Source organism: Sphingomonas sediminicola (assembly GCF_014489515.1).
In the GTDB taxonomy this organism is placed as follows: domain Bacteria; phylum Pseudomonadota; class Alphaproteobacteria; order Sphingomonadales; family Sphingomonadaceae; genus Sphingomicrobium; species Sphingomicrobium sediminicola.
On sequence record NZ_CP060782.1, the window covers coordinates 740,070 to 765,099 of the forward strand.

29 protein-coding genes and 1 pseudogene are annotated in these 25,030 nt (G+C 63.3%); 16 read left to right on the forward strand and 14 right to left on the reverse strand.

The features are described from left to right. Window positions 1–761: 761 nt before the first annotated feature. Entirely contained in the window at window positions 762–962 is a 201-nt protein-coding gene (locus tag H9L14_RS04045; protein ID WP_187709324.1) for a hypothetical protein, read from the forward strand. Between the two features lie 60 nt (window positions 963–1,022). Here the strand turns inward: H9L14_RS04045 and thpR are convergent, their stop codons facing one another. After that, entirely contained in the window at window positions 1,023–1,556 is a 534-nt protein-coding gene (thpR, locus tag H9L14_RS04050) for an RNA 2',3'-cyclic phosphodiesterase (protein ID WP_187709325.1), read from the reverse strand. Window positions 1,557–1,677: 121 nt separating this feature from the next. On the opposite strand from thpR, the gene H9L14_RS04055 reads away from it, so the two are divergent. Further along, a complete protein-coding gene (locus H9L14_RS04055) occupies window positions 1,678–2,424 on the forward strand; it encodes a Bax inhibitor-1/YccA family protein (protein ID WP_187709326.1) in 747 nt (248 codons plus the stop codon). A gap of 55 nt (window positions 2,425–2,479) precedes the next feature. Here H9L14_RS04055 and H9L14_RS04060 read toward each other — a convergent pair whose 3' ends face one another. From H9L14_RS04060 to H9L14_RS04080, 7 genes and pseudogenes are all read right to left on the reverse strand, one after another. Beyond that, window positions 2,480–2,995, reverse strand: a complete 516-nt coding sequence (locus tag H9L14_RS04060; protein ID WP_187709327.1) for a GNAT family N-acetyltransferase — start codon at window positions 2,993–2,995, stop codon at window positions 2,480–2,482. A 27-nt stretch (window positions 2,996–3,022) separates the two neighbouring features. Next, window positions 3,023–3,343: a dienelactone hydrolase family protein gene (locus tag H9L14_RS15550; RefSeq protein ID WP_246444428.1), complete on the reverse strand. Its 321-nt coding sequence runs from the start codon at window positions 3,341–3,343 to the stop codon at window positions 3,023–3,025. Window positions 3,344–3,443: 100 nt separating this feature from the next. Then, a complete protein-coding gene (locus tag H9L14_RS15555) occupies window positions 3,444–3,881 on the reverse strand; it encodes a dienelactone hydrolase family protein (RefSeq protein WP_246444430.1) in 438 nt (145 codons plus the stop codon). A 3-nt stretch (window positions 3,882–3,884) separates the two neighbouring features. Beyond that, a complete protein-coding gene (locus tag H9L14_RS04070) occupies window positions 3,885–4,517 on the reverse strand; it encodes a glutathione S-transferase family protein (protein ID WP_187709328.1) in 633 nt (210 codons plus the stop codon). A 125-nt stretch (window positions 4,518–4,642) separates the two neighbouring features. Continuing rightward, a pseudogene (locus H9L14_RS17300) lies at window positions 4,643–6,024 on the reverse strand (M28 family metallopeptidase). A gap of 380 nt (window positions 6,025–6,404) precedes the next feature. Further along, window positions 6,405–6,992: an alpha/beta hydrolase family protein gene (locus tag H9L14_RS17305; RefSeq protein WP_425506921.1), complete on the reverse strand. Its 588-nt coding sequence runs from the start codon at window positions 6,990–6,992 to the stop codon at window positions 6,405–6,407. Next, on the reverse strand, window positions 6,893–8,512 hold the full coding sequence (locus H9L14_RS04080; protein ID WP_425506896.1) for a S9 family peptidase: 1,620 nt from the start codon (window positions 8,510–8,512) through the stop codon (window positions 6,893–6,895). The genes H9L14_RS17305 and H9L14_RS04080 overlap by 100 nt, the downstream gene beginning before the upstream one ends. A 187-nt stretch (window positions 8,513–8,699) precedes the next feature. On the opposite strand from H9L14_RS04080, the gene H9L14_RS04085 reads away from it, so the two are divergent. From H9L14_RS04085 to H9L14_RS04095, 4 genes are read left to right on the forward strand one after another with little or no spacing between them, the layout of a single operon-like run. After that, window positions 8,700–9,689: an NAD-dependent formate dehydrogenase gene (locus H9L14_RS04085; RefSeq protein WP_246444434.1), complete on the forward strand. Its 990-nt coding sequence runs from the start codon at window positions 8,700–8,702 to the stop codon at window positions 9,687–9,689. Further along, window positions 9,671–9,919 carry a hypothetical protein gene (locus tag H9L14_RS15565; protein ID WP_246444436.1) on the forward strand — a complete coding sequence of 83 codons (249 nt, stop codon included), beginning with the start codon at window positions 9,671–9,673 and terminating at the stop codon, window positions 9,917–9,919. Before H9L14_RS04085 ends, H9L14_RS15565 begins: the two co-directional genes overlap by 19 nt. 49 nt (window positions 9,920–9,968) lie before the next feature. After that, entirely contained in the window at window positions 9,969–10,334 is a 366-nt protein-coding gene (locus tag H9L14_RS04090) for an ArsR/SmtB family transcription factor (RefSeq protein WP_187709329.1), read from the forward strand. After that, complete coding sequence (locus tag H9L14_RS04095) at window positions 10,331–10,864, forward strand: SRPBCC family protein (RefSeq protein ID WP_187709330.1); 534 nt, start codon at window positions 10,331–10,333, stop codon at window positions 10,862–10,864. The genes H9L14_RS04090 and H9L14_RS04095 overlap by 4 nt, the downstream gene beginning before the upstream one ends. Window positions 10,865–10,931: 67 nt before the next feature. Here the strand turns inward: H9L14_RS04095 and clpA are convergent, their stop codons facing one another. Then, the gene (gene clpA / locus H9L14_RS04100) at window positions 10,932–13,277 is read right to left on the reverse strand and encodes an ATP-dependent Clp protease ATP-binding subunit ClpA (protein WP_187709331.1); all 2,346 of its coding nucleotides are present in this window, start codon (window positions 13,275–13,277) and stop codon (window positions 10,932–10,934) included. Window positions 13,278–13,426: 149 nt separating this feature from the next. After that, window positions 13,427–13,624, reverse strand: a complete 198-nt coding sequence (locus H9L14_RS04105) for a DUF1192 domain-containing protein (RefSeq protein WP_187709332.1) — start codon at window positions 13,622–13,624, stop codon at window positions 13,427–13,429. A gap of 10 nt (window positions 13,625–13,634) precedes the next feature. On the opposite strand from H9L14_RS04105, the gene H9L14_RS04110 reads away from it, so the two are divergent. The 7 genes from H9L14_RS04110 to queA all read left to right on the forward strand — a co-directional run bounded on the left by H9L14_RS04110 (window position 13,635) and on the right by queA (window position 18,794). Continuing rightward, window positions 13,635–14,675, forward strand: a complete 1,041-nt coding sequence (locus H9L14_RS04110) for an NAD(P)H-quinone oxidoreductase (RefSeq protein ID WP_246444438.1) — start codon at window positions 13,635–13,637, stop codon at window positions 14,673–14,675. Between the two features lie 104 nt (window positions 14,676–14,779). Further along, window positions 14,780–15,478: a DUF1013 domain-containing protein gene (locus H9L14_RS04115; RefSeq protein ID WP_187709333.1), complete on the forward strand. Its 699-nt coding sequence runs from the start codon at window positions 14,780–14,782 to the stop codon at window positions 15,476–15,478. A gap of 31 nt (window positions 15,479–15,509) precedes the next feature. Continuing rightward, the gene (locus tag H9L14_RS04120) at window positions 15,510–15,755 is read left to right on the forward strand and encodes an exodeoxyribonuclease VII small subunit (RefSeq protein WP_187709334.1); all 246 of its coding nucleotides are present in this window, start codon (window positions 15,510–15,512) and stop codon (window positions 15,753–15,755) included. Continuing rightward, window positions 15,745–16,659 (forward strand): polyprenyl synthetase family protein, encoded by a 915-nt coding sequence (locus H9L14_RS04125; RefSeq protein ID WP_187709335.1) that lies wholly within the window; start codon window positions 15,745–15,747, stop codon window positions 16,657–16,659. The genes H9L14_RS04120 and H9L14_RS04125 overlap by 11 nt, the downstream gene beginning before the upstream one ends. Before the next feature lie 18 nt (window positions 16,660–16,677). Next, the gene (gene coaD / locus H9L14_RS04130; RefSeq protein ID WP_187709336.1) at window positions 16,678–17,181 is read left to right on the forward strand and encodes a pantetheine-phosphate adenylyltransferase; all 504 of its coding nucleotides are present in this window, start codon (window positions 16,678–16,680) and stop codon (window positions 17,179–17,181) included. Continuing rightward, on the forward strand, window positions 17,178–17,747 hold the full coding sequence (locus tag H9L14_RS04135; protein WP_187709337.1) for a peptidylprolyl isomerase: 570 nt from the start codon (window positions 17,178–17,180) through the stop codon (window positions 17,745–17,747). The genes coaD and H9L14_RS04135 overlap by 4 nt, the downstream gene beginning before the upstream one ends. 9 nt (window positions 17,748–17,756) lie before the next feature. After that, entirely contained in the window at window positions 17,757–18,794 is a 1,038-nt protein-coding gene (gene queA / locus H9L14_RS04140) for a tRNA preQ1(34) S-adenosylmethionine ribosyltransferase-isomerase QueA (RefSeq protein WP_187709338.1), read from the forward strand. Here the strand turns inward: queA and H9L14_RS04145 are convergent. Beyond that, window positions 18,779–19,534, reverse strand: coding sequence for a TSUP family transporter (locus tag H9L14_RS04145; RefSeq protein ID WP_187709339.1), 756 nt, complete (start codon window positions 19,532–19,534; stop codon window positions 18,779–18,781). The two genes, queA and H9L14_RS04145, sit on opposite strands and share 16 nt — an antisense overlap. 47 nt (window positions 19,535–19,581) lie before the next feature. On the opposite strand from H9L14_RS04145, the gene tgt reads away from it, so the two are divergent. Next, on the forward strand, window positions 19,582–20,709 hold the full coding sequence (gene tgt, locus H9L14_RS04150) for a tRNA guanosine(34) transglycosylase Tgt (protein WP_187709340.1): 1,128 nt from the start codon (window positions 19,582–19,584) through the stop codon (window positions 20,707–20,709). Here the strand turns inward: tgt and H9L14_RS04155 are convergent. Further along, window positions 20,706–22,043, reverse strand: coding sequence for a DEAD/DEAH box helicase (locus H9L14_RS04155; RefSeq protein WP_187709341.1), 1,338 nt, complete (start codon window positions 22,041–22,043; stop codon window positions 20,706–20,708). The two genes, tgt and H9L14_RS04155, sit on opposite strands and share 4 nt — an antisense overlap. A 95-nt stretch (window positions 22,044–22,138) precedes the next feature. Then, window positions 22,139–22,525, reverse strand: coding sequence for a hypothetical protein (locus tag H9L14_RS04160; protein ID WP_187709342.1), 387 nt, complete (start codon window positions 22,523–22,525; stop codon window positions 22,139–22,141). Between the two features lie 240 nt (window positions 22,526–22,765). On the opposite strand from H9L14_RS04160, the gene H9L14_RS04165 reads away from it, so the two are divergent. Further along, window positions 22,766–23,557 carry a SapC family protein gene (locus H9L14_RS04165; protein WP_187709343.1) on the forward strand — a complete coding sequence of 264 codons (792 nt, stop codon included), beginning with the start codon at window positions 22,766–22,768 and terminating at the stop codon, window positions 23,555–23,557. 163 nt (window positions 23,558–23,720) lie between these two features. Here the strand turns inward: H9L14_RS04165 and H9L14_RS04170 are convergent, their stop codons facing one another. Further along, a complete protein-coding gene (locus tag H9L14_RS04170; RefSeq protein ID WP_187709344.1) occupies window positions 23,721–24,554 on the reverse strand; it encodes an N-formylglutamate amidohydrolase in 834 nt (277 codons plus the stop codon). A gap of 96 nt (window positions 24,555–24,650) precedes the next feature. On the opposite strand from H9L14_RS04170, the gene cpdR reads away from it, so the two are divergent. Then, window positions 24,651–25,028: a cell cycle two-component system response regulator CpdR gene (gene cpdR, locus H9L14_RS04175; protein WP_187709345.1), complete on the forward strand. Its 378-nt coding sequence runs from the start codon at window positions 24,651–24,653 to the stop codon at window positions 25,026–25,028. The last annotated feature ends 2 nt before the right edge of the window (window positions 25,029–25,030 follow it).

Here is a 25,030-nt window from a genome sequence, read left to right on the forward strand (position 1 = left end):
GATGAGTGCCGTCCTGAAAATTGAATGGGACCGCCCAAGCGCCAATGGTTTCCTCCGCGCTCGGTCCCGTGAACCGGCCGAGGAAGAAGTTGTTGCCGGACAGGCTGGTGTCGAAGCGACCGGAATAGGATGTGCTTCCAGGTGAGAAAACGGTCTGGACGAAGTTGTAGTCGCCGACTGGCACCGGGCCCCATCCGCTACTCAGGGCCATCGACATGGAGCCGCCGAGCGTTCCAGCGCCAAAGTCGAAATTCAGCGCGACCGTTCCTTCGACGGCGATAGGAAAACCGCAGTCGCAGGATGTAGCCGGGAGGTCTGTCGCACCGAGGATCTGACCCTGGAAACTTGCGGCGCCGGTGACGGGAACACCATCCGCGGGAGTGGGCGTTCCGAAAGCAACGAAGCCCATGTCGACCGTCTGAGCAAAGTCCAGGTCAGGCCGGGCCCACTTCGCCATCTCCGAGTAGCGGTAGCCGCTGTTTCGGGAACCGGTGATGACGAACGACCGGTTCATCTGCGATTGCAGCTCGAAGACGGTGTTGCCGGAGGTCGGATTGGTGATGGAGTCGTCGTGAATCAGCCGGGAGAATCCATCACCGGGCAGCTGCACTTCATAAAAACCGTCCGCTGTGTAGCGAATTTTCGGCTGACTGGATTCCGCGCTCGTTATCCCCGTGAATTGAACGTCGTAGGGAGGGGTGGAGAGGTCGCCGATGTTGGACCAGACCCCGACGGATGCGTAATCCTGCGGCGTTGGATTGGTGAAGATCGTGACAGCCTCTGCCTGGGGCGGCGGAGGCGGTGGCGGCGGAGGAAGCGGCGTCGGCTCCGGCCGGAACGCGGTGCCGGTGCCACCGCCACCGCACGCGCTGAGTGCCAAGGCGGCAGAGGCCGCGAACAGCTTCGTTGCACCTCGAATTTCCATTTCGTCCTCCCGCAATGCGGAAGTTCGAGAGGTATAGCGGTCGCGGCCTGACCACGATGATGATCTGCCGATGTTTTCATGATCATCTCGTGATGGCTCAAAGCAGGGCGAAGTCGGCCACCTCCTCATAATGCGGGCCGTGCCGTGACAGCTTGCTTTCGAAAAGGATGAAGCGGTCGACGTCGAAGGGCTCCGAATGCAGGTCGGAAGTGCGTCGCAGGAAGGCATCCACCGCTTCCGAGTTGCGGCGGTTCCAGCGTGCGAGCGTGATGTGTGGCAAGAAAACTCGATGCTCCGGTTCCAGCCCGACCTGCTGAAGCGCGCGCTCGACCTTGGCGGCGAGGCCGACAACCGGCGTTTTCGGTTCGATACCCGCCCACAAAGCGCCGCCGTTCCGCTTCTCGAATTTGCCGGTGCTGCTGATGCGGATCTGGAAGTTCGACGAGCGAACGCGATCAAGTGCGGCGGCGATGTCGTTCGCCACCGGACGCTCGACTTCTCCAATAAACCGTAACGTCAAATGAAGTTGCTCGTCGCCAACCCAGCGCAGCGCAGGACTGTCGTCCATCGCGTCGATCAGCAGGTCACGGGCGTCTTCGGGCGGCCGGATAGCTACGAACAACCGGTGCATTGCTTCCTTTCATCCAGATGAACGGTTGTTCAATCTGTCCGGTTTCGCTTGAAAGCCCTTCTAGTATCCACGATATTCGTTTCGGGAGCACGGGCCCTTAGCCCGTCCGATAGGAGAGAGAATGCAGAACCAGTTTGACCCACGCACGACGACCGGCGTGAATACCACCGCAACGGTTGGTGTTCCGCGCGCGGCCCGCGACGCTGGGCTCCGGTCCTACATGCTGTCAGTTTACAACTACATGGCCTCGGGCGTGCTGCTGACCGGCATCGTCGCCCTGCTGTTCGCACCTTATGCTGCGGACGTTCTCGTCAGCGCGAGCGGTCGTGGCCTCAGCGGCCTCGGCTGGATCATCACGCTGTCGCCGCTGGCCTTCGTCATGGTCATGAGCTTCGGCATCAATCGGATCTCGACCGGCACGCTGCAGTTGCTGTTCTGGGCGTTCGCCACGGTGATGGGACTGTCGATGTCGACGATCTTCATCGCCTATACCGGAACATCGATCGCGCAGACCTTCTTCGCGGTGGCCGCGGCCTTCCTCGGCCTCAGCCTCTACGGTTACACGACCAAGAAGGATCTCAGCGGTTTCGGCACGTTCCTGATCATGGGCGTTGTCGGCCTTCTGGTCGCGATGCTGATCAACCTGTTCCTACAGTCGCCTGCGATGCAGTTGGCGATCAGCGCGATCGGTGTGCTGCTGTTCGCGGGCCTGACCGCCTACGACACGCAGAAGATCAAGAGCATGTACGCCTACGTCGCGGGTACCGACATGATGGGCAAGGTCGTGATCATGGGGGCGCTGAACCTCTATCTCGACTTCGTGAACATGTTCACGTTCCTGCTGCAGTTCATGGGCGACCGCCGCTAAGGCATCGCTCGCAGCGAGAAATAAGAGGGGCCGGCGGGAAACCGCCGGCCCTTTTTCACGGGCGGCGTTGGCGCCAGCCGCCGGCGTCCAGCTCGAGATAGATGCTGTCGCACCACTGGTCCGCGATCAGCCATGTGCGTTCCTTCCGTCCGGTCTCGTGAAAGCCCAGTCGGCCAAGCAGCTTCAGCGAACTGCCGTTTCGCGGGTCGACATCGGCGTCGACCTTGGGCAGGCCATGAACGCTAAAGGCACGGTCGAGCACGGGCGCGAGCGCTTCCCGCGCGAAGCCGCGTCCCCAATGCTCGGGATGGAAGATGAATCCGATCTCGGGAAAGCGCCAAAGTCCGGCCTTGCCGATCAACTGACCTTCAAACTCCACGATGAAGTCCTCGCCCTCCGAAGGCTGAATGGCGATCATCGAGGCGAGCCAGTCGCGCGTCTGATCCAATTTCTGATGCGGAGGCGACGACCAATAGGCCATGGCTCGCGGATCGCTGAGGATCGCGTGCAGCCCTTTGAGATCGTCCGCTCGGGCGGATCTCAGCAGAAGACGTTCGGTGCGGAACTCCATGGCTCCGCGTAGCAGCAGGCCGCCGGGCTAGGCGAGATGCTGCTTGAAGAAGGCCAACGTCCGCTTCCACGCCAGTTCGGCAGCGTCCTTGTTGTACCGCTCCGCGGACGTGTCGTTGTGGAAGGCGTGGTTCACCCCGTCATAGAGGTAGAACTTCACCGGCTTGCCCGCCGCGCGCAGCGCCTCGACCCAAGGGAAGGACGTGCGGTTCACTCGCTCGTCCAGCCCCGCATCGTGGATCAGCAGCGGAGCCTTCACCTTCGAGGCTTCGGACGGATCCGGGGCAGGGCCATAGAATGGCACTCCGGCATCGAGCTTGTCTCCGGCCGCGACGGCGAGGCGGTTCACGAAACCCCCGCCCAGCAGAAGCCGACCGCGCCGACCTTCCCGCCGCGGCTCGATTTGGCGAGCTCGTCGAGCATGGCGACCGCATCCGAGACCGATTTGTCTAGATTGAGCTTGCCAATGGCATCTCGCGCCGCGTCCTCATTCGAAGGCGTTCCGCCGACAGCGACAGAAAATCCGGCGCGACCGCGCGGAAACCGGCGACGCCGAGGCGGCGTGCCACGTCGCGGACATAGTCGTTGAGGCCTCGATTTTCGTGAATGACGAGCACCGTCGCCTTCAGCGATCGGGTCCGAGGCTCGGCAACATATGCCTTGTACCCGCCGACCAGGTCTTTCGTGCGCGTGATAAGTCTCTTGTCGTCTGCGGGCACGATCGCCGCTGCAGCAGGGGAGGCGGCGATCGCGCCGATCAGCGCGTCGGCGGCCGCCACGCTTCCGGCAAGCGCGACCATCCGCGTCATGAAGACACGACGGTCGAAACCCTCGTGCGTGAAGCGATCGTAAAGAGCGATCGCGGCCTTCCTGAGCTGCGGGTCCATCGCTTAAGCCGGTTGTGGCTGCTGGGCCTTGGCTACCAGCTGGCTGTCGATGTCGCGGGCTCGGCGATAGGCGTCGCGATCCGTCATCCGCCGCGCATAATCGACGAAGGTCGGTCGGGCCTCGAGCAGGTTGAAGGCGAGCATGAAATTGACGTTGGCGCCGACGAAAAGGTCGGCGGCAGTGAAGTGGTCAGCGGCGATATATTCGCGGCCCGTCAGCGCCTTCTCCAGCGTGTTGATGGCTAGGTCGTAATTGCCGTAGCCGAACATGCGTTGCCGCTCCGGCGTCGGCTCCCATCCCGCTGCCTTGTTGCTGAAGGCGGCTTCCACTGGCCCCGACGTGAAGAATATCCAGCGATAGTAATCCGCGCGATCGGACGGCGGTGGGGCCAGGTTCGCCTCCGGGAAGGCGTCGGCGAGATAGCAGCAGATTGCGGCAACCTCGGTGACGACCTTACCCTTGTGCTTGATCGCCGGAACCTTTCCCATCGGGTTGATCGACAGATAGGGCTCGGCCTTCATGGTCGAAGCGTAGTCGAGAATTTCCGTGTCGTAGGGAGCGCCGACCTCCTCCAGCATCCAGCGGACCGTCTGCCCGCGCGATTGTGGATTGGTGTAGAAGACGAGGTCAGCCATTTCCGCTCTCCCTGATTTAGAACAAAGCGCGAACTACTCCTCTGCGCGGCTACGCTCAAGTCTGCCGGGCATGGACGCCGAAAGTTTCATCCCGAGGACGGTCCAGCCCGGCGCAGGCTTGTTTCTTAGCCGCGTTCTCCGCCGCTTCCGGCGCGATCCGCCCCGCTCTGGTCGCGGGTTGCACGGAATTCGCTGTCAGACGACCAGTTCGGCCATTCGCGCGAGTTGGCGAGCCGTTCACCGAGCATGTGAAGCAGCTGGGCGTCCTCGGCCTGGCCGCGGAAGTCCCAGACCGACTGAAACTCGTCGTCCGGCTGGTGATAACGCTTCTCGGTGTATTCGCGAGCGATCGCCTCGCCGCGCGCCGTTCCTCCGTTCACCAGATCGTTGCCGGCTTTGAAGCTGATCGCCGGAACGCCGGCCTTCGCAAAGGAGAAGTGGTCGGAGCGATAGAAGCCACCGCTTTCAGGATGAGGATCGGCGGTGAAATAGCGGCCCTGCTTCTTTCCTTCGGCGATCAGGTCGTCCAGCAGGTCGAGTTTGGCAGTTCCCGAGATACTGAAGTTCTTCTCGGGCCGTTCAGGCCCATCGAATCGGTGTTGAGGACGCCCACCGTCTTGCTCAGCGGATAGAGCGGATTGGCCGCATAATATTCCGAGCCGAGGAGACCTTTCTCTTCTGCGGTGACCGCAAGGAAGACGACCGAGCGGTCGGGACGCGGGCCCTTGGCGAAGGCGCGGGCCTGCTCGATCAAGTGCGAGATGCCCGACGCGTTATCGAGCGCGCCATTGTAGATGTTGTCGCCGTTCGCATCCGGCTTGCCGATGCCGAGATGGTCCCAATGCGCCGAATAGATCACCGTCTCGTCCGGGTGCGCCTTTCCAGGAAGCAGCCCGACGACATTGTGCGACGTGATTGTCTCGACTTTGGCGTTTGCAGTCGCGCTAACCGTCGATTTGAGGTCGAGCGGCTGGAAGTCGCGGCGCTTGGCGGCCTGCTTGGCCTGCTCGAAATCGAGCCCGGCCTTGCGGAACAATTCCACCGCGACATCGCGCTGGATCCAGGTCTCGAAAGGAGTGTGTGCGGCGGCAGGGTCTTTCCGGACGATGTCGAACTGGACGTTCGTGTTCGAGTTCTTGACCGTGTTCCAGCCGTATGAGGCAGGCGCTGTTTCGTGGACGATCATGACGCCGGCAGCGCCGCGCCGCGCCGCTTCCTCATACTTGTAGGTCCAGCGGCCGTAATAGGTCATCGCCTTGCCGCCGAAATCGCCTTCGCCTCCCTCGAAATCGGGATCGTTGACGAGCACGACGATTACTTTGCCCCGCACGTCCTGGCCTTTGAAGTCGTCCCAGCTGCGCTCCGGCGCCGACACGCCGTAGCCGACGAAGACGAGGGGCGCATTGTCGATGCGGATTTGGTTCTGACCATTCTGCGGCGCACGAACCGAAATCTCATTGCCTTGAGTGAGGCGCATGCCGCCGCCGGCATTCTGGATCGTCACCATTGGGTCGCCGGCAATCTCGGACTGCAGAAGCGGCACGCGCTGCGTCCATTGGCGCTGGCCATTCACGACTTCGCCGCCCGGCTGGAGCCCGGCCGCTTTGAACTGGCCAACGATGTAGTCGATGGTCTTCACCTCGGCGCGCGTATTGACGCCGCGGCCCTCGTAAGCGTCCGACCCGAGCGTCTGGATGTGCTGCGACAGGCGCTGCGGGCTGAAGCTGCCCGTGTCGGCGGCAACGACGGGAACCGCCACAAGCGCGATTGCGGTCGCGGCGAACAGATGAACGATTTTCACTCCACACTCTCCCCAGAGGCACAAGGCAGGAATCGGCGGCACGTCAGGAGATGACCCAGCCGCCGAAACAGTTGCAAACCCGATACTTATTGCGCGGCGGCTGGGGAAGTGCCGTTGGTCGAAACGACGCTGCTGGCGTCGGGTTTCTTCCGGAAGCGATCGAACCAGGCGATGATAGCGCTCGCTTTCGCGGCGGACTGGCTTGGTCGTGACGCAATTCCGCCGTGGCTCGCCTCGGGAACTTTCACGAGCGCCGTCGGCACGCGTTGGAGCTTGAGCGCGGAGTAGAGCTGCTCGGCCTCGCTAACCGGAGTGCGGTAATCGGACGCGCCGACGACAACGAGCGTCGGGGTCTTCACATTGGCCATCAGGCTGAGCGGTGAGCGCGACCAATAGGCCTGGTAATTCTCCCATGGCAGCGAGCCCATCCAGTACGGGGCGAAGAAGGGCGTTCCATCCGAGGTCAGCGACATGCTGGTCCAGTTGGTCACCGGCTTCTGCGATGCCGCCGCCTTGAAGCGATTGGTCTTGCCCACGATCCAGGCGGTGAGGATGCCGCCGCCCGATCCACCGGTCACGAAGAGGTTGTCGGGATCGGCCACGCCGCTTGCGACCGCGGCATCGACGGCCGCCATGAGGTCGTCGAAATTGCTCGCCGGATAGGTCTTCTCGATCCCGTCCGCGAAGCCCTGGCCGTAACCGGTGGACCCGCGGGATTCGTGTAGAGCACCGCATAACCGGCCGCGGCATATTGCTGATAATCGGTCGAGAAGTGCGGGCCGTAAGCGGCGTAGGGTCCGCCGTGGATCTCAAGGATCGTCGGCACGCGCTGACCCTCCTGATACGTTGGCGGCAGGAGAAGCCAGGACGGCACCTTTGCGCCATCCGGTGCGGTCGCGACGAACGATCTCAAGGTGCCCAGATTCTTTGCGCCGAGATTGAGATCGTTGAGCCGGGTGAGCTGTCGCTTTGCCCCGCCGCTCGAGATCGCGACGTCCGCCGGCCTGTCGAACGTGCTGGTCGTGAAGGCGATCGTGCCGTTCTTCGCGACGGTGAACGCCCCGCCGGCATAAGGCCGATCATAGCCTGCATCAGCGGCTTCATGCGTGATCGGCCGAACGCTTCCGTCCAGCCCGATGCGCGACACGGTGAGTGATCCGCCTTCTTCGTATCCAGCGTAGATTGCGCGGCCGTCCGCGGACCAGTGGATCTGGTTGATCCCACGGTCGAGGTTCGGCGCGATCAGTCTTGGAGAGCCGCCATTGGCGCTCATCACGTACAGGCTGGCCTGCTCATATCCCTTCATGTGATCGTCGAAGCCGAGATAGGCGATGCTCCGGCCGTCCGGCGAGGCCGCAGGAGCCGCGTCCGGGCCGTTGCGGCTCGTCAGCGCGGTGACGTTGCCCGTGTCGAGATCGAGCTTGTACACCTCGCTGTCGACGACGGTCATTTCCCAGTCGGGCTTGCGGACCGCGCTGAACAGGATCGCGCGACCGTCCGGCGTCCATTCCGGAGCGCCGTCATGGTACGCGCCGAAGGTGAGCTGGCGCGGTGCGCCGCCGTTCGCATCGACCATGAAGATCTTGTCGAAGCCGGGCTTCAGGTAACCGGCGTCGTCGGTTCGGTAGGTGACCTTGTCGAGGATCTCGAGCGGCTTGGCCCATTGCGCGCCCTCCGGCTTGTCGGGAGCCGAGCCGAGCTTTGGACCCTCATCGGGGACGTTCATGAGATAGGCGATGCGGCGGCCGTCCGGTGACCAGGCGATGCCCTGCGGGCTATCGGGAAGCCCGGTGACCCGGACCGACTGCCCGGTATCCATCCAGCGCACGAAAAGCTGCGGCGCTCCGCCTTCGCCCGTGGAGGCATAGGCGAGGCGGCGGCCGTCCGGCGACCAACGCGGGCTGAAATGATCGCCCGTTCCCGCGACAAGCGGCCTTTGCTCTCCAGTCGCGACGTTGATCAGCCAGATCGACGAGCGCGCCTTGTCGGTCATGATGTCGGCGGAGCGGCGCACGTAGGCTACCGTCCGGCCGTCCGGGCTGATCTGCGGATCCGACGCCGCGCTCAAGTCGAACAGGTCGCGGCCGGTGAAGACTGGGCTCGGGCCTTCGGCCGGAGCGGCTGCCGCCGGCGGGCTTAGAACTGTCGCTGCAAGCAGGAGGGCGAAAGGCGCAAGTCGGCGGGCATTGGGCATGAAAGGAGCTCCCCTCCGGATGAAGGCGCGCACGATTCAACTTTCGCGGGCCCGCGACAAGCGTCTTCGAAACGAACGTGCCGAAGCTCCTTGAAGCTGGTATGAGACGCGCCGCCAGCGCCACCGCCGTGGACGACCCGAGAGTATCCCTGTGCCGTCCGCCGCAAGGACCATGAAAGGCACATCCATGGCGAAGATCTTGTGCGTCCTCTACGACGACCCCGCCGACGGCTATCCGACCAGCTACCCTCGCGACGACCTGCCGCACATCGAGCGCTATCCCGACGGCCAGACGTTGCCGACGCCAAAAGCGATCGACTTCCAGCCTGGGCAATTGCTCGGAAGCGTTTCGGGAGAGCTTGGCCTGAGGAAATTCCTCGAATCCGGTGGCCACCAGTTCGTGGTCACATCGGACAAGGACGGGCCGGATTCCGTGTTCGAGCGCGAGCTCGTCGATGCCGATATCGTCATCTCGCAGCCGTTCTGGCCCGCGTACATGACCGCCGAGCGCTTCGCCAAGGCGCGGAACCTCAAGATGGTCGTGACCGCAGGCATCGGGTCGGATCACACGGACCTGCAGGCGGCCGCCGAGCGCGGCGTGACCGTCGCCGAGGTCACCTACTGCAACTCGATCAGTGTCGCCGAGCACGTCGTCATGATGATCCTCGGGCTGGCGAGGAATTACCTTCCGTCCTGGGAAGACGTGAAGGCGGGCGGGTGGGACATCGCTGAATGCGCCGCGCGATCCTACGACATCGAGGGAATGCACGTCGGGACGGTCGCCGCAGGCCGTATTGGATCGGCGGTGCTTCGCCGATTGAAACCGTTCGACGTGCATCTGCATTACACCGACCGGCATCGGTTGCCGCCGGAGGTCGAGCAGGAGCTTGGCGTCACCTTCCACGAATCCGCTGCGGACATGGTCCCGCATTGCGACGTCGTGACCATCAATGCGCCGCTGCATCCCGAAACGGAGAACCTGTTCGACGAAGCAATGATCGCCCGGATGAAGCGAGGCGCCTATCTCGTGAACACGGCGCGCGGAAAGATCGCGAACCGCGACGCGGTAGCAGCCGCGCTCAGGAGCGGCCATCTGGCGGGCTATGCCGGCGACGTCTGGTTCCCGCAGCCGGCGCCCGTGACCATCCGTGGCGGACGATGCCGCATCATGGGATGACGCCGCACATTTCCGGGACGTCGCTGTCAGCGCAGGCTCGTTATGCGGCGGGTACCCGGGAAATCCTCGAATGCTTCTTCGAGGGTCGGCCGATCCGCGATGAGTATCTGATCGTCCAGGGCGGCAAGCTCGCGGGCACGGGTGCGCACAGTTACAGCGAAGGTGATGCGACTGGCGGGTCGGAAGAAGCCGCGCGCTACGAAATGCCGAACCCGATCCCGGCTCAGTAAGTTCAACCGAAAGGTTGACAATCAAATAGGCGGGTCCTAATTCAACCAAATGGTTGAACTTGATGAGCCGCGGCTGGATGTCGTCTTTCATGCTCTCGGCGATCGCACTCGTCGGGTCATGCTCCGGGAGCTCGCGGGTGGGGAGCGCACCGTCGGTCAACTGGCCGAGCCGTTCGATATTTCCCTCGCTGCGGCGTCAAAGCATATCAAGGCACTTGAGAATGCCGGCCTGATCCGACGCGAGGTTCGTGGCCGCACCCACTGGTGCAGGCTGGAGCCCGGTCCGCTTGCAAGCGCTGACGAATGGCTGCGCTTCTACGAGCACTTCTGGACTGGACGTATCGACACCCTGGAGCGCCTGCTTCGCGAAGAGGTCGCTTCTCCCAATTCCAAATCAAAAGGAGAAAATCGATGATCGATTGGACGACCAAGGATGCGTACGGCGTACTCGTCGAGCCCACTACGCTGAAGATAGAACGGGTTCTGCCCGGCCCTATCGAGCGAGTGTGGAGCTATCTTACGGACAGCGAGATGCGCAGAAAGTGGCTTGCATCCGGCGAGATGGAGCTCGCGGTCGGAGCGCCGTTCGAGCTAGTGTGGCGCAACGACGAACTCACCGATCCGCCCGGACAACGGCCGAATGGCTTCGGCGAAGAGCACCGCATGGAAAGCCGGATCACGGAAGTAGACCCGCCGAAGAAGCTGTCGTTCGAGTGGGGCACGACCGGCGGAGTGACATTCGAGCTCGAACCCGATGGCAACGGCGTGCTCCTGACCATCACTCATCGGCGCCTGCCAAGCCGCGACATGCTGCTTAAGGTCGCAGCAGGCTGGCACGCGCACCTCGACGTGCTGGAGGCGGTATCGGCTGGCGAACGGCCGGCGGAGTTCTGGCAGAACTGGGAGCGTCTGAAGGACGATTACGACAGCAAATTGCCTGCCTGAGATCGTTTGAAGGCAAGATAAAAGGGCCGGGAGACGATCCCGGCCCTTGGTTCATTTGAAACTTGCCTTATTCGGCTGCCGTAGTCTCGTCGCCGGCTTTGCCCTTGGCCGTTGCCTTCGGTTTCGCCTTTCCGCCCTTCGGCTTTGCAGCCTTCGGAGGTGCCGGGACGATCTCGAACGACGGGGCATTGTCCTTGATGCGGACCTTGACCTCGCCGCCGTTGACCAGCTTGCCGAACAGCAGCTCTTCGGCGAGCGGCTGCTTGATCTTCTCCTGGACTAGCCGGGCCATCGGACGAGCGCCGTAGAGCTTGTCGTAGCCGCGGTCCGTCAGCCACTTGCGCGCCTCGTCGTCCAGCTCGATGTGGACGCCGCGGTCGGCAAGCTGCAGCTCCAGCTGGAGGATGAACTTGTCGACGACACGGGCGACAACGGCCGGTGGCAGGTATGCGAACGGAACGATCGCATCCAGCCGGTTGCGGAATTCCGGCGTGAACATCTTCTTGACCGCATCCTCCTGCGCATCTTCGCGTGAAGCGGCGCCGAAGCCGATGCTCTCACGCGCCATGTCGGACGCGCCGGCATTCGTGGTCATGATCAGGACGACGTTCCTGAAATCGACCGTCTTGCCGTGGTGGTCGGTGAGTTTTCCGTTGTCCATCACCTGCAGGAGGATATTGAACAGATCGGGGTGCGCCTTCTCGATCTCATCGAGCAGCAGCACACTGTGCGGATGCTGGTCGACCGCGTCGGTCAGCAGGCCGCCCTGGTCGTAGCCGACATAGCCCGGAGGAGCGCCGATGAGGCGGCTCACCGAGTGCCGTTCCATGTACTCCGACATGTCGAAGCGCTGGAGCGGAATGCCCATGATCGATGCCAATTGGCGAGCGACCTCGGTCTTGCCGACGCCGGTCGGACCGGAGAACAAATAATTGCCGATCGGCTTGTCGGGCTCGCGAAGCCCTGCCCGCGACAGCTTGATCGCCGAGGCGAGCTTCTCGATTGCAAGGTCCTGCCCGAACACGACGCGCTTCAGGTCGGCCTCGAGGTTCTCGAGGACGCGCTTGTCGTCGGTCGAAACCGACTTCGGCGGGATCCGCGCCATGGTTGCCACCACGGCTTCGATTTCCTTGGTCGTAATGACCTTCTTCCGGCGTGACGGCGGGACGAGCATCTGCATCGCGCCGACCTCGTCGATCACGTCGATCGCCTTGTCCGGCAACTTGCGGTCATGGATGTATCGCGCGCTGAGCTCGACCGCCGACTTAATGGCGTCAGGCGTATAACGGACGTTGTGGTGGCCCTCGAACGAGGAGCGCAGGCCGGCGATAATCTTGATCGTGTCTTCGACCGTCGGCTCGTTGACGTCGATCTTCTGGAAGCGCCGGAGCAGCGCCCGGTCCTTCTCGAAGTGGTTGCGGAACTCCTTGTAGGTCGTCGATCCGATGCAGCGGATTGCACCCGACGAGAGTGCGGGCTTGAGCAGGTTCGATGCGTCCATTGCTCCGCCGCTGGTGGCGCCAGCACCGATCACCGTGTGGATCTCGTCGATGAAGAGGATCGCGTTCGGGAGCTTCTCGAGCTCGGAAACGACCGATTTCAGCCGCTCCTCGAAGTCGCCGCGATAGCGCGTGCCCGCCAGCAAGGCGCCCATGTCGAGCGCATAGATGGTCGCACCCTTTAGCACGTCGGGAACGTCGCCCTCGATAATCTTGCGTGCGAGGCCCTCGGCAATGGCGGTCTTACCGACGCCGGGATCGCCAACGTAGAGCGGATTGTTCTTCGACCGGCGGCAGAGGATCTGGACCGTGCGATCCACCTCGGCGCTGCGGCCGATGAGCGGGTCAACCTTGCCGGCGCGGGCCTTCTCGTTGAGGTCGATGGTGAACTGCTTGAGGGCAGATTCCTTCTTGCCCTCCTTCTCGCCGCTCTTCTCTTCGGCGCCGCCGACCTCGCGAGGTTCGGGGGGCGTTTCGCCCTTGCCGACGCCGTGGCTGATGTAGGTCACGGCATCGAGGCGGCTCATGTCCTGCTGCTGCAGAAAATAGACGGCATAGCTCTCCCGTTCGGAGAAGAGCGCGACGAGCACGTTGGCGCCCGTGACCTCGTCACGGCCCGACGATTGGACGTGCAGAATCGCGCGCTGGACGACGCGCTGGAAGCCGCTCGTCGGAGTCGGGTCGGTGCCGGTGTCGGCGACCAAGGCCCCAAGCTCATTGTCGAGATAATGCTTCACGGCCGCGCGAAGCTCGTCCCGGCTGACGCCGCATGCGGTCATGACCTTGGACGCATGCTCGTCGTCGATCAAGGCGATCAAAAGGTGCTCAAGGGTCGCGTACTCGTGACGGCGACGGCTGGCCTCAGCCAGTGCGTTGTGCAAGGTCTGTTCGAGTTCGCGAGCGAAACTGGGCATTTAGGTTTTACTCCTGCCCGGTCCCCGGAATGGGCCGGGCTCTTCACGAATGTCATACGCGGCAAACGAGCAATCAAGAGGCTTGGGCCTCATTATCCCCAATTTATCGCGCCTAAAGGTTATCCCGGCCTGTAGGACCGGAACCCGCATTACTTCTTGAACAGCTCTTCGGCGGCGGAGCGGTGTTTCGTGGCTCGGTCGATATGGGCTTCGACGCGGGCAATCTCGGCTTTCAGAGCCTCGATGCGGGCATGAAGCTCCTCGATCGAGATTGGGTCGAGATCCTGCTTTGCAAGCTCTACCAGCGGGTCGCCCGGCTTGCTCGGGAAGAGTTCCTCGAGGTCCATCGGTGAAACGTTGACCGATGCGGCCGTGGTGTCAATAAGCGCGCGCAGTGACCAAAGCCGTTCCAGCTTCCATGAAGGCGATCGTCGCCCCCAGCCGGATGGCGCGGAGGAGCTTGCGGTAGTCGAACGGCCGGTCCCGCGGGTCGGGGCAGGCGAAGTCCTGATCCAGGTCGCAGCCGCGGGCGTGAACCGTCCAGATATCCTTCAGCGTCGCGGTCTTTATCCGCCGCCGCCTGGCGCGCCTGACATCCTTGGCCTTGAGATCGCGGGTACGGTCGTCGAGGCGGGTGAGGGGGCCGGCGATCTGATCGGAAAGAAGGTCTGCGCGCTCGTCGCCGGTGGTGGTTACGCCGAATATTGCGTTGCGCCCGCCGGGACCTGCTTCGTCGTTCCCGAAGCGCTTTCGCTGGCCGAAGCAGCCGCAATGCCGGAGACCTTGTTCACAGTCTGGGTGAACCTGTTCGAGCGCGGCTATGCAGCGGAGGGAGACACGGTGCTCGTCCACGGCGGGACGAGCGGCATTGGCACGATGGCAATCGCGCTCGGCAAATTGTTCAATCTCAAGGTCATCGTGACCTGCGGAAGCGACGAGAAATGCGCGCGCGCGCTGGAGCTCGGTGCTGCGGCCGCGATCAATTACCGCACGCAGGACTTCGCTGCGGAGGTGAAGAGCTTCACCGGAGGGCGCGGTGTCGCAGTCGTCCTCGACATGGTCGGCGGCGATTATTTGCCCCGCAATCTCGCCTCGCTGTCCGAGGAAGGACGCCATGTCTCCATTGCTTTCCAGCGCGGAGCGAAGGGCGAGGTTCTGCTTCCGGATGTCATGCGGCGCCGGCTGACACTGACCGGCTCGACGCTCCGGCCGCGCTCGGTCGAGTTCAAGACGATGGTCGCGGACGAGATCACGCGGACCGTATGGCCATATGTCGAGGGCGGCCGGCTCAAGCCTGTCATTGACAGCATTTTCCCCCTCGATCGCGCCGCCGAAGCCCATGCGCGCATGGAAGCCGGGGACCATGTTGGCAAAATTGTCCTGGATGTCGCGAACTGACCGTCTTTGCCTTGCCGTAGGGCACGGGTCGGTTTACATCGCCCGCAACGCTGGCCGCTCCGGAAGGGGCGGCCCTTATTGTTTCTAAAGACCGGAGAAACCCAGTGGCCCAGCCCCTGATGCCCCATGCGACCGCCGCCTGGCTGGTGGAAAATACGTCGCTCACGTTTGAGCAGATCGCCGAGTTCTGCGGGCTGCATATCCTCGAAGTCCAGGCCATTGCCGATGACACGGCCGCGACCAAGCTGACCGGTCGGGATCCCGTGCGTGCAGGCGAACTGACCCACGAGGAAATCGAGAAGGGCCAGAAGGATTCGAGTTACGTCCTTCAGATGCACAAGGCGCCGGACCCGGTCCGCCGCACGCGCGGTCCGCGCTACACGCCGGTGTCGAAGCGTCAGGATAAGCCGGACGGAATCGCCTGGATCATCAAGAACCATCCGGAAGTCAGCGACGGGCAGATCGGCAAGTTGATCGGCACGACCCGGACGACCATTGCCGCGATCCGCGAGCGTTCGCACTGGAACATGGCGAACATCACGCCAAAGGATCCGGTGACGCTCGGTCTGACGAGCCAGCGCGAGCTGGATGCGGCGATCGCGAAGGCGCAGAAGGCCGCAGGCGGCGCGGCGCCGACCGACGAGCGCTTCGAGAGCGACCGCGACGCGCTGATCGTGCAGCTCCGCGCCGAGCGCGAGCAGCATCATCGCGACGCGGAGGCCGCGCTTGCGGCTGCCGAAGCTGGTGAAGATGCTCCGTCCGACGAGATCGTCCCGGGCATCCGCGACCCGTTCAAGCGTTGATTTAAGCCTGTCGGAGGGTCATTCCTCGTCCATGGACGCGCCCGAACAACAGAGCGAACTGAGCTTCGAGGCGGCGCTTGCGCGCCTTGAGGAAATCGTGCGCCTGCTCGAGCGTGGCGAGGCTCCGCTCGATCAGTCGATCGAGCTTTACCAGGAAGGGGACCGGCTTCGCCGTCATTGCGAGGCGCGCCTGAAGGCGGCTCAGGAACGGATCGAGCAGATTGCCTTTGGGGCCGACGGGCGGCCATCCGGCGTCACCCCCTTCGATGCCGGTTGAGACGGTCGACCGGGCGCGGCTCGAGCTGGACGCCGAGGCCGAACGGATTCGCGGCGAGATTGATGAGCTGTTCGGACGTCTGCTCGTGTCGCGCAACGATGGCCGCGACGATCTTTACGCGGCGATGCGCCATGCAGCGATCGGTGGCGGAAAGAGACTTCGACCACTCCTGACGGTTGCCGCATCGCGGCTGTTTGGCATTGCGCGAGATCGGGCCCTGCGTGTCGGAGGAGCGATCGAGGCGATCCACGTCTATTCGCTGATCCATGACGATCTTCCGTGCATGGACGATGACGACGTTCGTCGCGGGAAGCCGACCGTCCACAAGATGTTCGGCGAGGCGGCCGCGGTTCTCGCCGGGGACAGCCTTCACGCACTTGCATTCGAAATCCTTGCCGATCCCGAAACCCATGAAGATCCTTTCGTCCGGTCGGACCTTGTCCTGGCGCTGGCAAAGGCCTCGGGGCCTTCGGGCATGGCGGGAGGCCAGATGATGGATCTCGCCGCCGAGGGAAAATCGCTCGACCTTTCGGCGATCACTAGGCTCCAGCAGCTGAAGACCGGAGCGCTCATCGAATATGCGGTCGAGGCGCCCTGTATCATGGGCCGGCTGCCTTCGGAGGCGAGGACGCCATATCGCGGTTACGCCCGCAACATCGGGCTCGCATTCCAGATCGCCGATGACCTCATCGACCATGCGGGCGACGCCGACGCGGCCGGCAAGCGCACCGGCAAGGACGCGGAGGCGGGGAAGGCGACCTTCGTATCGGTCCTAGGGCCCGAGCGCGCTGAGCAGCAGGCGCGCTTCCTCGTCAGCCAGGCAATCGAGCATCTCGCGGACCATGGAGCCGAAGCCGATTTGCTGCGGGCGCTCGCGCGGTTCGCTATAGAGCGGAACCACTGAGGCGGACTGGGGAGTAGCATGACGGAACGCATCGGGGTTTATCCGGGCACGTTCGACCCGATCACGCTCGGGCATATCGACATCATCCGGCGCGGCGTGCACCTCGTCGACCGGCTCGTCATCGGCGTCACGACAAATCCGTCCAAGGAGCCGATGTTTTCACTTTCGGAGCGGCTCGCAATGGTTCGGCGCGAGGTTGCCGGTCTTGCCGACGGCAAGATCCAGGTCATCGAGTTCAACTCACTGCTTATGGATTTCGCGGAATCGCAGGGCGCTTCGATGATCATCCGGGGCCTGCGAGCAGTCGCGGACTTCGAATATGAATTCCAGATGGCGGGCATGAACCAGCAGCTGAACGACGATATCGAGACGGTCTTCCTGATGGCCGGCGTGTCGCTTCAGCCGATCGCCTCACGTCTGGTTAAGGAGATCGCGCGCTATGGCGGCTCGATCGACAAGTTTGTCACGCCGTTGGTTGCGGCGGACGTGAGAAGGCACCTCGAGGGAGAAGCGGGCGCATGATTGGCCGGGTTTTGTTTACGATTTCAGCATTGGCGCTCGTTGCGGCGAAGCCCGCCGATCCGCCGGCCAAGCCGATGCTTAGCGTGATTGCGCCTGCGGAGGTGGCCAACGACCCTTCAAACAAGCTGATCCTGGAGCTCAGCACGGGCGGCAGGGTCGTCATCATGATGCGTCCCGACGCCGCGCCTGAGATGGTAGGGCGGGTCAAAACGCTTGTCCGCCAGGGCTTCTACAACGGTCTGATTTTCCATCGCGTCGTTCCCGGGTTCATGGCGCAGGGCGGTGATCCGACCGGTAAGGGCGATGGCGGCTCGCCGCTTCCCGACCTCAAGGCCGAATTCAACTCGCTACCGTTCCTGCGCGGCACGGTAGGCGCAGCCCGTACCGACAAGCCCGATACGGGGAACAGCCAGTTTTTCATCATGTTCGCGCCAAATGCTACGCTGAACGAGCGGTACACGGCGTTCGGTCGCGTGATAGAGGGCATGCAGGCCGTCGACACGATTGCACCGGGGGAGCCGCCGGAGCAGCCGACAAAGATCGTCCGCGCGACCCTGGGCGGCTAAAGCGCGCGAATGCGCGTCGACCTTTTCGATTTCGACCTTCCTGCAGAGCTGATCGCGCTGAGGCCCGCCAGGCCGCGGGATTCAGCGCGGCTGCTGCTGGTGGATGGCGAGGTTATATCGGACAAGGCCGTGCTCGATCTGCCCAACCTGCTTCGGCCGGGTGACACGCTCGTTTTCAACGATACCCGCGTGATCCCGGCGCAGCTCGAAGGCCGCCGAGGCGAGGCCCGGATCGGAGCGACGCTCCACAAGCGGGAGGGGCCGCGCGATTGGTGGGCGTTCGTACGCAATGCCAAGCGCCTGCGTGTCGGAGACGTCGTCGAATTCGGGAACGGCGTCCACGCGACCGTTGCGGACCGGGACGAAGAGGGCGCCGTTCTCCTCCACTTCGAGGGTGAGGACCCCGTCGAAATCCTGCTCGAGCGCGCAGGTCGAATGCCGCTGCCGCCCTACATTGCCTCGCGCCGGCCTGCGGACCAGCAGGACCGCGACGACTACCAGACCATGTTCGCGCGGGAAGAGGGGGCAGTAGCTGCGCCCACAGCGGCGCTGCATTTCACGCCAACGCTGATCGAGCGGCTTGAGGAAAACGGCATTCGCCGCGAGACGCTGACGCTGCACGTGGGCGCGGGGACCTTCCTTCCGGTGAAGGCGGAAGACACCATCGAGCACAAGATGCACGCCGAATGGGGCCGCATCGACGAGGAAACTGCCGAGCGGCTCAACACGGTGCGAGCTTCGGGCGGCCGGCTGATCGCAGTCGGAACCACGTCGCTTCGCTTGCTGGAGAGCGCCGCGGACGAGAGCGGCATCATCCATCCCTTCGAAGGCGATACCGCAATCTTCATTACCCCCGGCTATCGCTTCAAGGCGATCGACGGCCTCATCACCAATTTCCACCTTCCGCGCTCCACGCTCTTCATGCTGGTCAGCGCACTGATGGACCTCGAAGTGATGAAGCGCGCCTACGCCCATGCGGTGGAGCAGAAGTACCGTTTCTACTCCTACGGCGACGCGAGCCTTCTGCTTCCTCAGGTGGCGAAATAGCCCGACAAAAGCCGCGCCGTCAGTCCGAGTGAGATCACTACGAGTAGCGGTCGGATGAGCCGCGCTCCGAAGCGGATTGCGCTGTGCGAGCCCAGCCAGCCTCCGGTCATCGCGCCGAGGGCCATGCACAGGCCAAGAAGCCACAACATTTTCCCGCCGAGAGTGAAGAACAGGACGCTCGCCACATTGCTGGTGAAGTTAAACAGCTTGGTCAGGCCGGTCGCGCGGGTGAGGCCATAGCCTCGAAGCGCGACAAGGCTGGTGCTGAAGAAGGTTCCGGTGCCGGGCCCGAAGAAGCCGTCGTAGAAGCCGATCGCTCCGCCTACCGGTGCATAGCCTCGCTCGGTAACCTGGTGATGCGCATCCTCGTCGGTCATTCGGGGGCTGAACAGGACGTAGAGCGACACTGCAATCAGCAGCAGCGGAATGATCAGCCCCAGCACCTTGGTGTCGATCGCCTGGACGAGCAGTACGCCGGCGGTCGCGCCGACGAAGACCAGGGCGATCGTCAGCTTGTGCCGGTGCCAATCGACAAGGCCGGCGCGCGCATAATTGCGCGTCGCGACTGCGGTCCCAAAGATCGACTGGAGCTTGTTGGTCGCCAGCGCCTGGATCGGCGACGCACCCGCGAAAAGCAGCGCCGGCAGCATGATGAGCCCGCCACCACCTGCGACCGCATCGATGAAGCCGGTCAGGACGGCGATGACGGTCAGGGCGGGGTAGACCCACGGCTCGATCATCCGGCGGTCCTAGCCGCGCCGTCCGGCGGTCGCTAGGAGCGCGCGAAATGTCTCGCTTCTCCTTTCAGATTTCCGCCACCGACGGCGCTGCCCGTACCGGCACGATCGCGATGCAGCGCGGCGAGATCAGGACGCCCGCCTTCATGCCGGTCGGGACAGCGGCGACAGTAAAGGCGATGAGGCCACAGGAAGTGCGCGCATCCGGCGCGGACATTATTCTCGGCAACACCTACCATCTGATGCTGCGACCGGGGGCAGAGCGCGTCGCCCGGCTCGGCGGGTTGCATCGGTTCATGGGGTGGGAGCGGCCGATCCTCACCGACAGCGGCGGCTATCAGGTGATGAGTCTGAGCGAGCTGACCAAGGTGAGCGAGGAAGGCGTTTCTTTCGCGAGCCATCTCGACGGGACGCGGCACATGCTTTCGCCGGAGCGCTCGATCGAGGTGCAGCGGCTGCTCGGCTCGGACATCGTGATGGCGTTCGACCAACTCGTGCCTGCCTCCGCGACGCGTGAGGAAGCGGCTGCCGCGATGGAACGCTCGGTGCGCTGGGCGAAGCGCTCGCGCGACGAGTTCGACCGCGGCGGCGAGCATGCAGAGTCCGCCGCCCTCTTCGGAATCCAGCAGGGCGGACTCGATGAACAACTGCGCAAAAGTTCAGCCGATGCGCTGATCGACGTCGGTTTCGATGGATATGCGGTCGGTGGTCTAGCGGTGGGCGAAGGGCACGAGGCGATGTGCGCCTGCCTCGACTATGCCCCGGGCCAGCTTCCGGCAGACAAGCCGCATTACCTGATGGGCGTCGGCAAGCCCGATGACATCGTCGAAGCAGTCCGGCGCGGAATAGATATGTTCGATTGCGTGCTTCCGACGCGGTCGGGACGCACGGGGCAGGCGTTCACCGCGGACGGTCCGCTCAACATCCGCAACGCAAAGTTCGGCGAGGATCAGGACCCGCTCGAGCCCGGCTGTCCATGCCCGACCTGCACCAAGTTCGAGCGGGCGTACGTCCACCATCTAGTACGCTCGGGAGAAATCCTCGGCGCGATGCTCATGACGGAGCATAATCTCTGGTTCTACCAGCGGCTGATGCAGGGCCTTCGTGACGCAATCGCCGAAACGCGATTGTCCGCCTTCGCGGCCGAATTTCTGAAGCGCTATCGAGTCGCGCGCTAGAGCGCGCCGACCGACAGGAAGGACGGCAGGGGCCCGTTCCAGTCAGGCTGGATATCCTCGACCACCGGCGAGCGTTCTTGGCGCTCTTCGGGCAGGTCCCGCTCTTCGGGTCGGGGCCGCTCCGCGCGCTTCGTACGGATCGGCTTCTTCTCGGCAGGCTTCTTATCGCTGGATTTCTTCTCGCTGCGCTTCGACTCTGCCGGGTCCGCCTCTTCCTTCTTCGGTTCATCCGCGCGAGCGAACTTCACGCCAGTCAGCTTCTCGATGGCGGATACCGCCTCGGCGTCCTCTCGAGTCGCCAGCGTGATCGCGATACCCTTCATGCCGGCCCGGCCGGTGCGGCCGATGCGATGAATGTAATCGTCGGGCTGCCAGGGCACGTCGAAGTTGATGACATGACTGACGCCTTTGACATCCAGCCCGCGCGCGGCGACGTCTGACGCGACGAGCACGTTGATCTCGTCATTCTTGAAGCGGTCGAACTCGGCGATGCGGTCTGACTGGTCCATGTCGCCCTGAATCTGGCCCACCGCGAACCCAGAGCGCTTCAGGCTTGTCGCCAGCTCGCGAACGGTCGACTTTCGATTGGAAAAGACAATCGCGTTCTTGAACTCTTCGTGACGAAGGATGTCGCGGAGGACTTCACGTTTCTTGTCGGCGCGAACATTGATCAGGCGCTGTTCGATGTTGACATTCGCTGTAGCGGGTCGAGCAACCTCGATGCGCTTCGGCTCATTGAGGAACTTGGCCGCCAGTTTCTGGATTGGCGGCGGCATGGTCGCTGAGAACAGCAGGGTCTGTCGATTTTTCGGCAGCTTCGAGCAAATTTCCTCGATGTCCGGGATGAAGCCCATATCGAGCATCCGGTCCGCTTCGTCGATGACCAGAAGCTCGCAGCCGTTAAGCAGGATCTTGCCGCGCTGGAACAGGTCCATCAGTCGGCCCGGCGTCGCGATCAGGACGTCGACGCCCTTTTCGAGCGCCTTCACCTGGTCGCCCATCTGAACGCCGCCGATGAGCAGGGCCATCGATAGCTTGTTGTACTTGCCGTACTTCTCGAAATTCTCCGAGACTTGCGCGGCAAGCTCGCGCGTCGGCTCGAGGATTAGTGAGCGCGGCATGAGCGCGCGGCTGCGGCCGTGAGCGAGGATGTCGATCATCGGCAGCACGAAGCTGGCCGTCTTCCCAGTGCCTGTCTGGGCTATGCCGATCAGGTCGCGGCCCATCAGGACCGACGGGATCGCTCCGCGTTGAATCGGTGTCGGTTCCGAATAGCCGCTTTCATCGACGGCGCGGAGCAATTGGTCAGAAAGGCCGAGGTCGGCAAAAGTCATGCAAGATCCGGAAGAAGAGCGATGAGTAGCCGCATTCGTTGCGGCACTTCCCATGAGATTGGGGCTAAGGCGCGCTTTTCAATCTTGTCAAGGAATCAGCGCGGAAACTTCGGCACGAGCCGGCGAAAACGCTCGATACGACAGCTACGGCCGATGCGCGAGTGGATGCCGTCGCGCCGGACGCAAATCTTGCCGTCCTCCGGGGTCAGATAGAAGCCGTTGTAGAAATCGAGCGCCGGGCAATCCTCGGACAATTCGGCCCGGAACCGCCTCCGGTCGAACAGCAGGAAATCGACCGTCTCACGTCCCGAAAGCGCGGCGCCGCGGATGCTGCTCGCATCCAGGCATTTCGGGCCCTTCTTCTCTTCAAATGCGAAGGGCTGAACGGGGCGCGGACGGACGGGGATCCGCATGATCACCTCCTGCTCGACGACGAGCGTGCGCACATGGTCCGACTGCTCGGCGGTTGCGAAGCCGAACATCGCCGGCAGCAGCGAAAGAAAGAACGCGAATGGCATTAAGATAGTTGTATCCCCGGACATGGTCTTGCGGGCAGTCCGTTGAACAATCAATGAATTGTCCGGGTAACGCCCGAGCCGATCTCTCCCCTATCGGCGCTTGCGAAAGCCAAGGGCCATGAGTACAGCGCGGCGACGATTTCAACGGCCCGATGGAAGTGCGCATCTGCGCGCTCGGGCCGGCACCCAGGAGAAACTCGTAAAATGGCGACTGCCGCGCCCACACAGGAATTGCCGCTTTTCTACAATCAGCTCGAAGCTCTGAATGCCGGACAGCATGGAAACATGAAGATCCGCCGGATCGAGAGCGCGCCGGAGATGGGTTCTACCCATGCGGTTCCGGTTACGGTCGATGAGTTCGCGCTTCTGCAGCGCTTCTACCCGATCGTCTTCTCCGTCGGCGGCGAGCCGGTTCCGTTGGCGCTCATGGGCCTCAACGAAGGTGCGAACGCATTCCTGGATTCGACCGGACTTCCGCACGATCCGAGCGTCTACATTCCGGCCTACATGCGCCGCTATCCGTTCCTTCTGGCGCGCCTGCGGCCCGACAGCGACGAGCTGTCGCTGTGCTTCGACCCGACGTCGGGTGCGGTCGGCGAGTTTGCCGAAGGTGAGGCGCTGTTCGACGGTGAGCAGCCGTCCGAAGCCACGAAGGCGGTTCTGCAGTTCTGCGAGCAGTTCGAGACGGCCGGCCAGCGCACTGCGGCCTTCATCCAGGAGCTGAAGAACAGCGACCTTCTCATGGACGGCGAAGTCGCCATCCAGCCCGAAGGCGCTCCGCAGCCGTTCGTCTATCGCGGTTTCCGCATGGTCGACGAAGAGAAGCTGCGCGAGCTTCGCGGTGACGAGCTTCGCAAGATGAACCAGAGCGGCATGCTCGCGCTCATCTACGCGCACCTCTTCTCACTATCGCAGATTCGCGAGGTGTTCGCTCGGCAGGTCGCACAGGGCAAAGGCCCGATCGCCGCTCCGCAGCCGGTTCCAGCCGAGGCGTGAATGACGCGCGGCGGGCCGAATTGAATTCGGCCCCCAGCCTAACCATCTGAAGGACGTTCGCCGCCGCCTGGCCCCCTCCTTGCGGTGTGCGGACCACGTGCCCAGCGGGTGCGTTTCCTCCCTGAACTGGGCCGCCCCGCCTGCATGGCCGGGGCGGCCCTTTTTATTCGGCGGCTTCGGAGAAGCGGCGGTCCAGCAGGAATTGGCCCAGCCGCATCGCCAGCTCATCAAACAATCGAGCAACCTTTGGAAAGCCAGAGCTTCGCCGCACCGAGTTGGACTGAAGATAACAGCGGCGGTCGATCTCGATTTGCAAGGCGTGAACGGCTCGGCCGGGCGATCCGTGCCGCTGAACGACATGCCCGCCCGCGAAGGGCTGGTTGACCCCGACCCGGAAGCCCATCGAAGTCACGATCTTCACCGCCTCGGACGTCACCCACGGGCCAGCGCTGTGCCCGTAGCGATCGCCAATGATCACCGACGGTCCGCTATCCGGTGAAGGCATGGAATGGCAGTCGAGCAGCAACGCGCAGCCGAACCTGTCGAGCAGGCAATTCAGCTGCTCCTCGATCGCACGATGATATGGGCGATGCGCCTGCGTCAGCCGCTCCTCCAGCTCGTAACGGGGGATCGGCTGCCGCCACAGCGAGCCGTGGGAAGCCGTTCGTCCCGGCACAATTCCGAGTCCGCCGCGGGCGCGGGGGCTAAGCGAGGGAAGAGGCCCGGAGCGGACGACCGTCGGGTCGATCTCGTCTTCGGCTCGATTGCAGTCGATCGCGGCTCGGGGGGTTTGCGCAACAACCGCGCCCACGCCCTTGTTGATCGCGCTCTCGACCAACTCGTCCACCAGTGGATCTTCAAGCCCGGCCAGGGCCGTCTCACCCCCCTTGCTCAGCGAAATCAGCCAGTTCGGATAGTCGCGACCGGCGTGAGGCACCGAAAGAAGCACCGGGACTTCGGCGTTGCACGGATGAATGGCCGGCGGAGATAGCGGCATCGACGTCAATGAATCCTGTCTACGACTGTCGCGTTTCGGGTCAACCGGAACCCATCACGCTGGAAAATCTTAAACGTTCCGAGCATAAGGTCCCGCATGGCGAAAATACTACTGGCAGAAGACGATACGTCGATGCGCGAATATCTGCAGCGCGCGCTGCAGCGTGTCGGGTACGAGGTGTCTGCCGTAGGGTGTGGGACGGAAGCCATGCCGCTCCTCGAAACCGACCATTTCGACCTTCTGCTGACGGATATCGTCATGCCGGAAATGGACGGGATCGAGCTTGCCCAGAAAGCGTCGGCAATCGACCCCGAGATTCGCGTGATGTTCATCACGGGCTTTGCAGCGGTCGCCTTGCAGGGTGGGCGAACGACTCCTGGCGCCAAGCTGCTGTCCAAACCATTTCACCTGAAGGATCTCGTTGCCGAGGTCGACCGGATCTTCCAGACGGAAGATCAGCACGGCCGTCTCTAAGC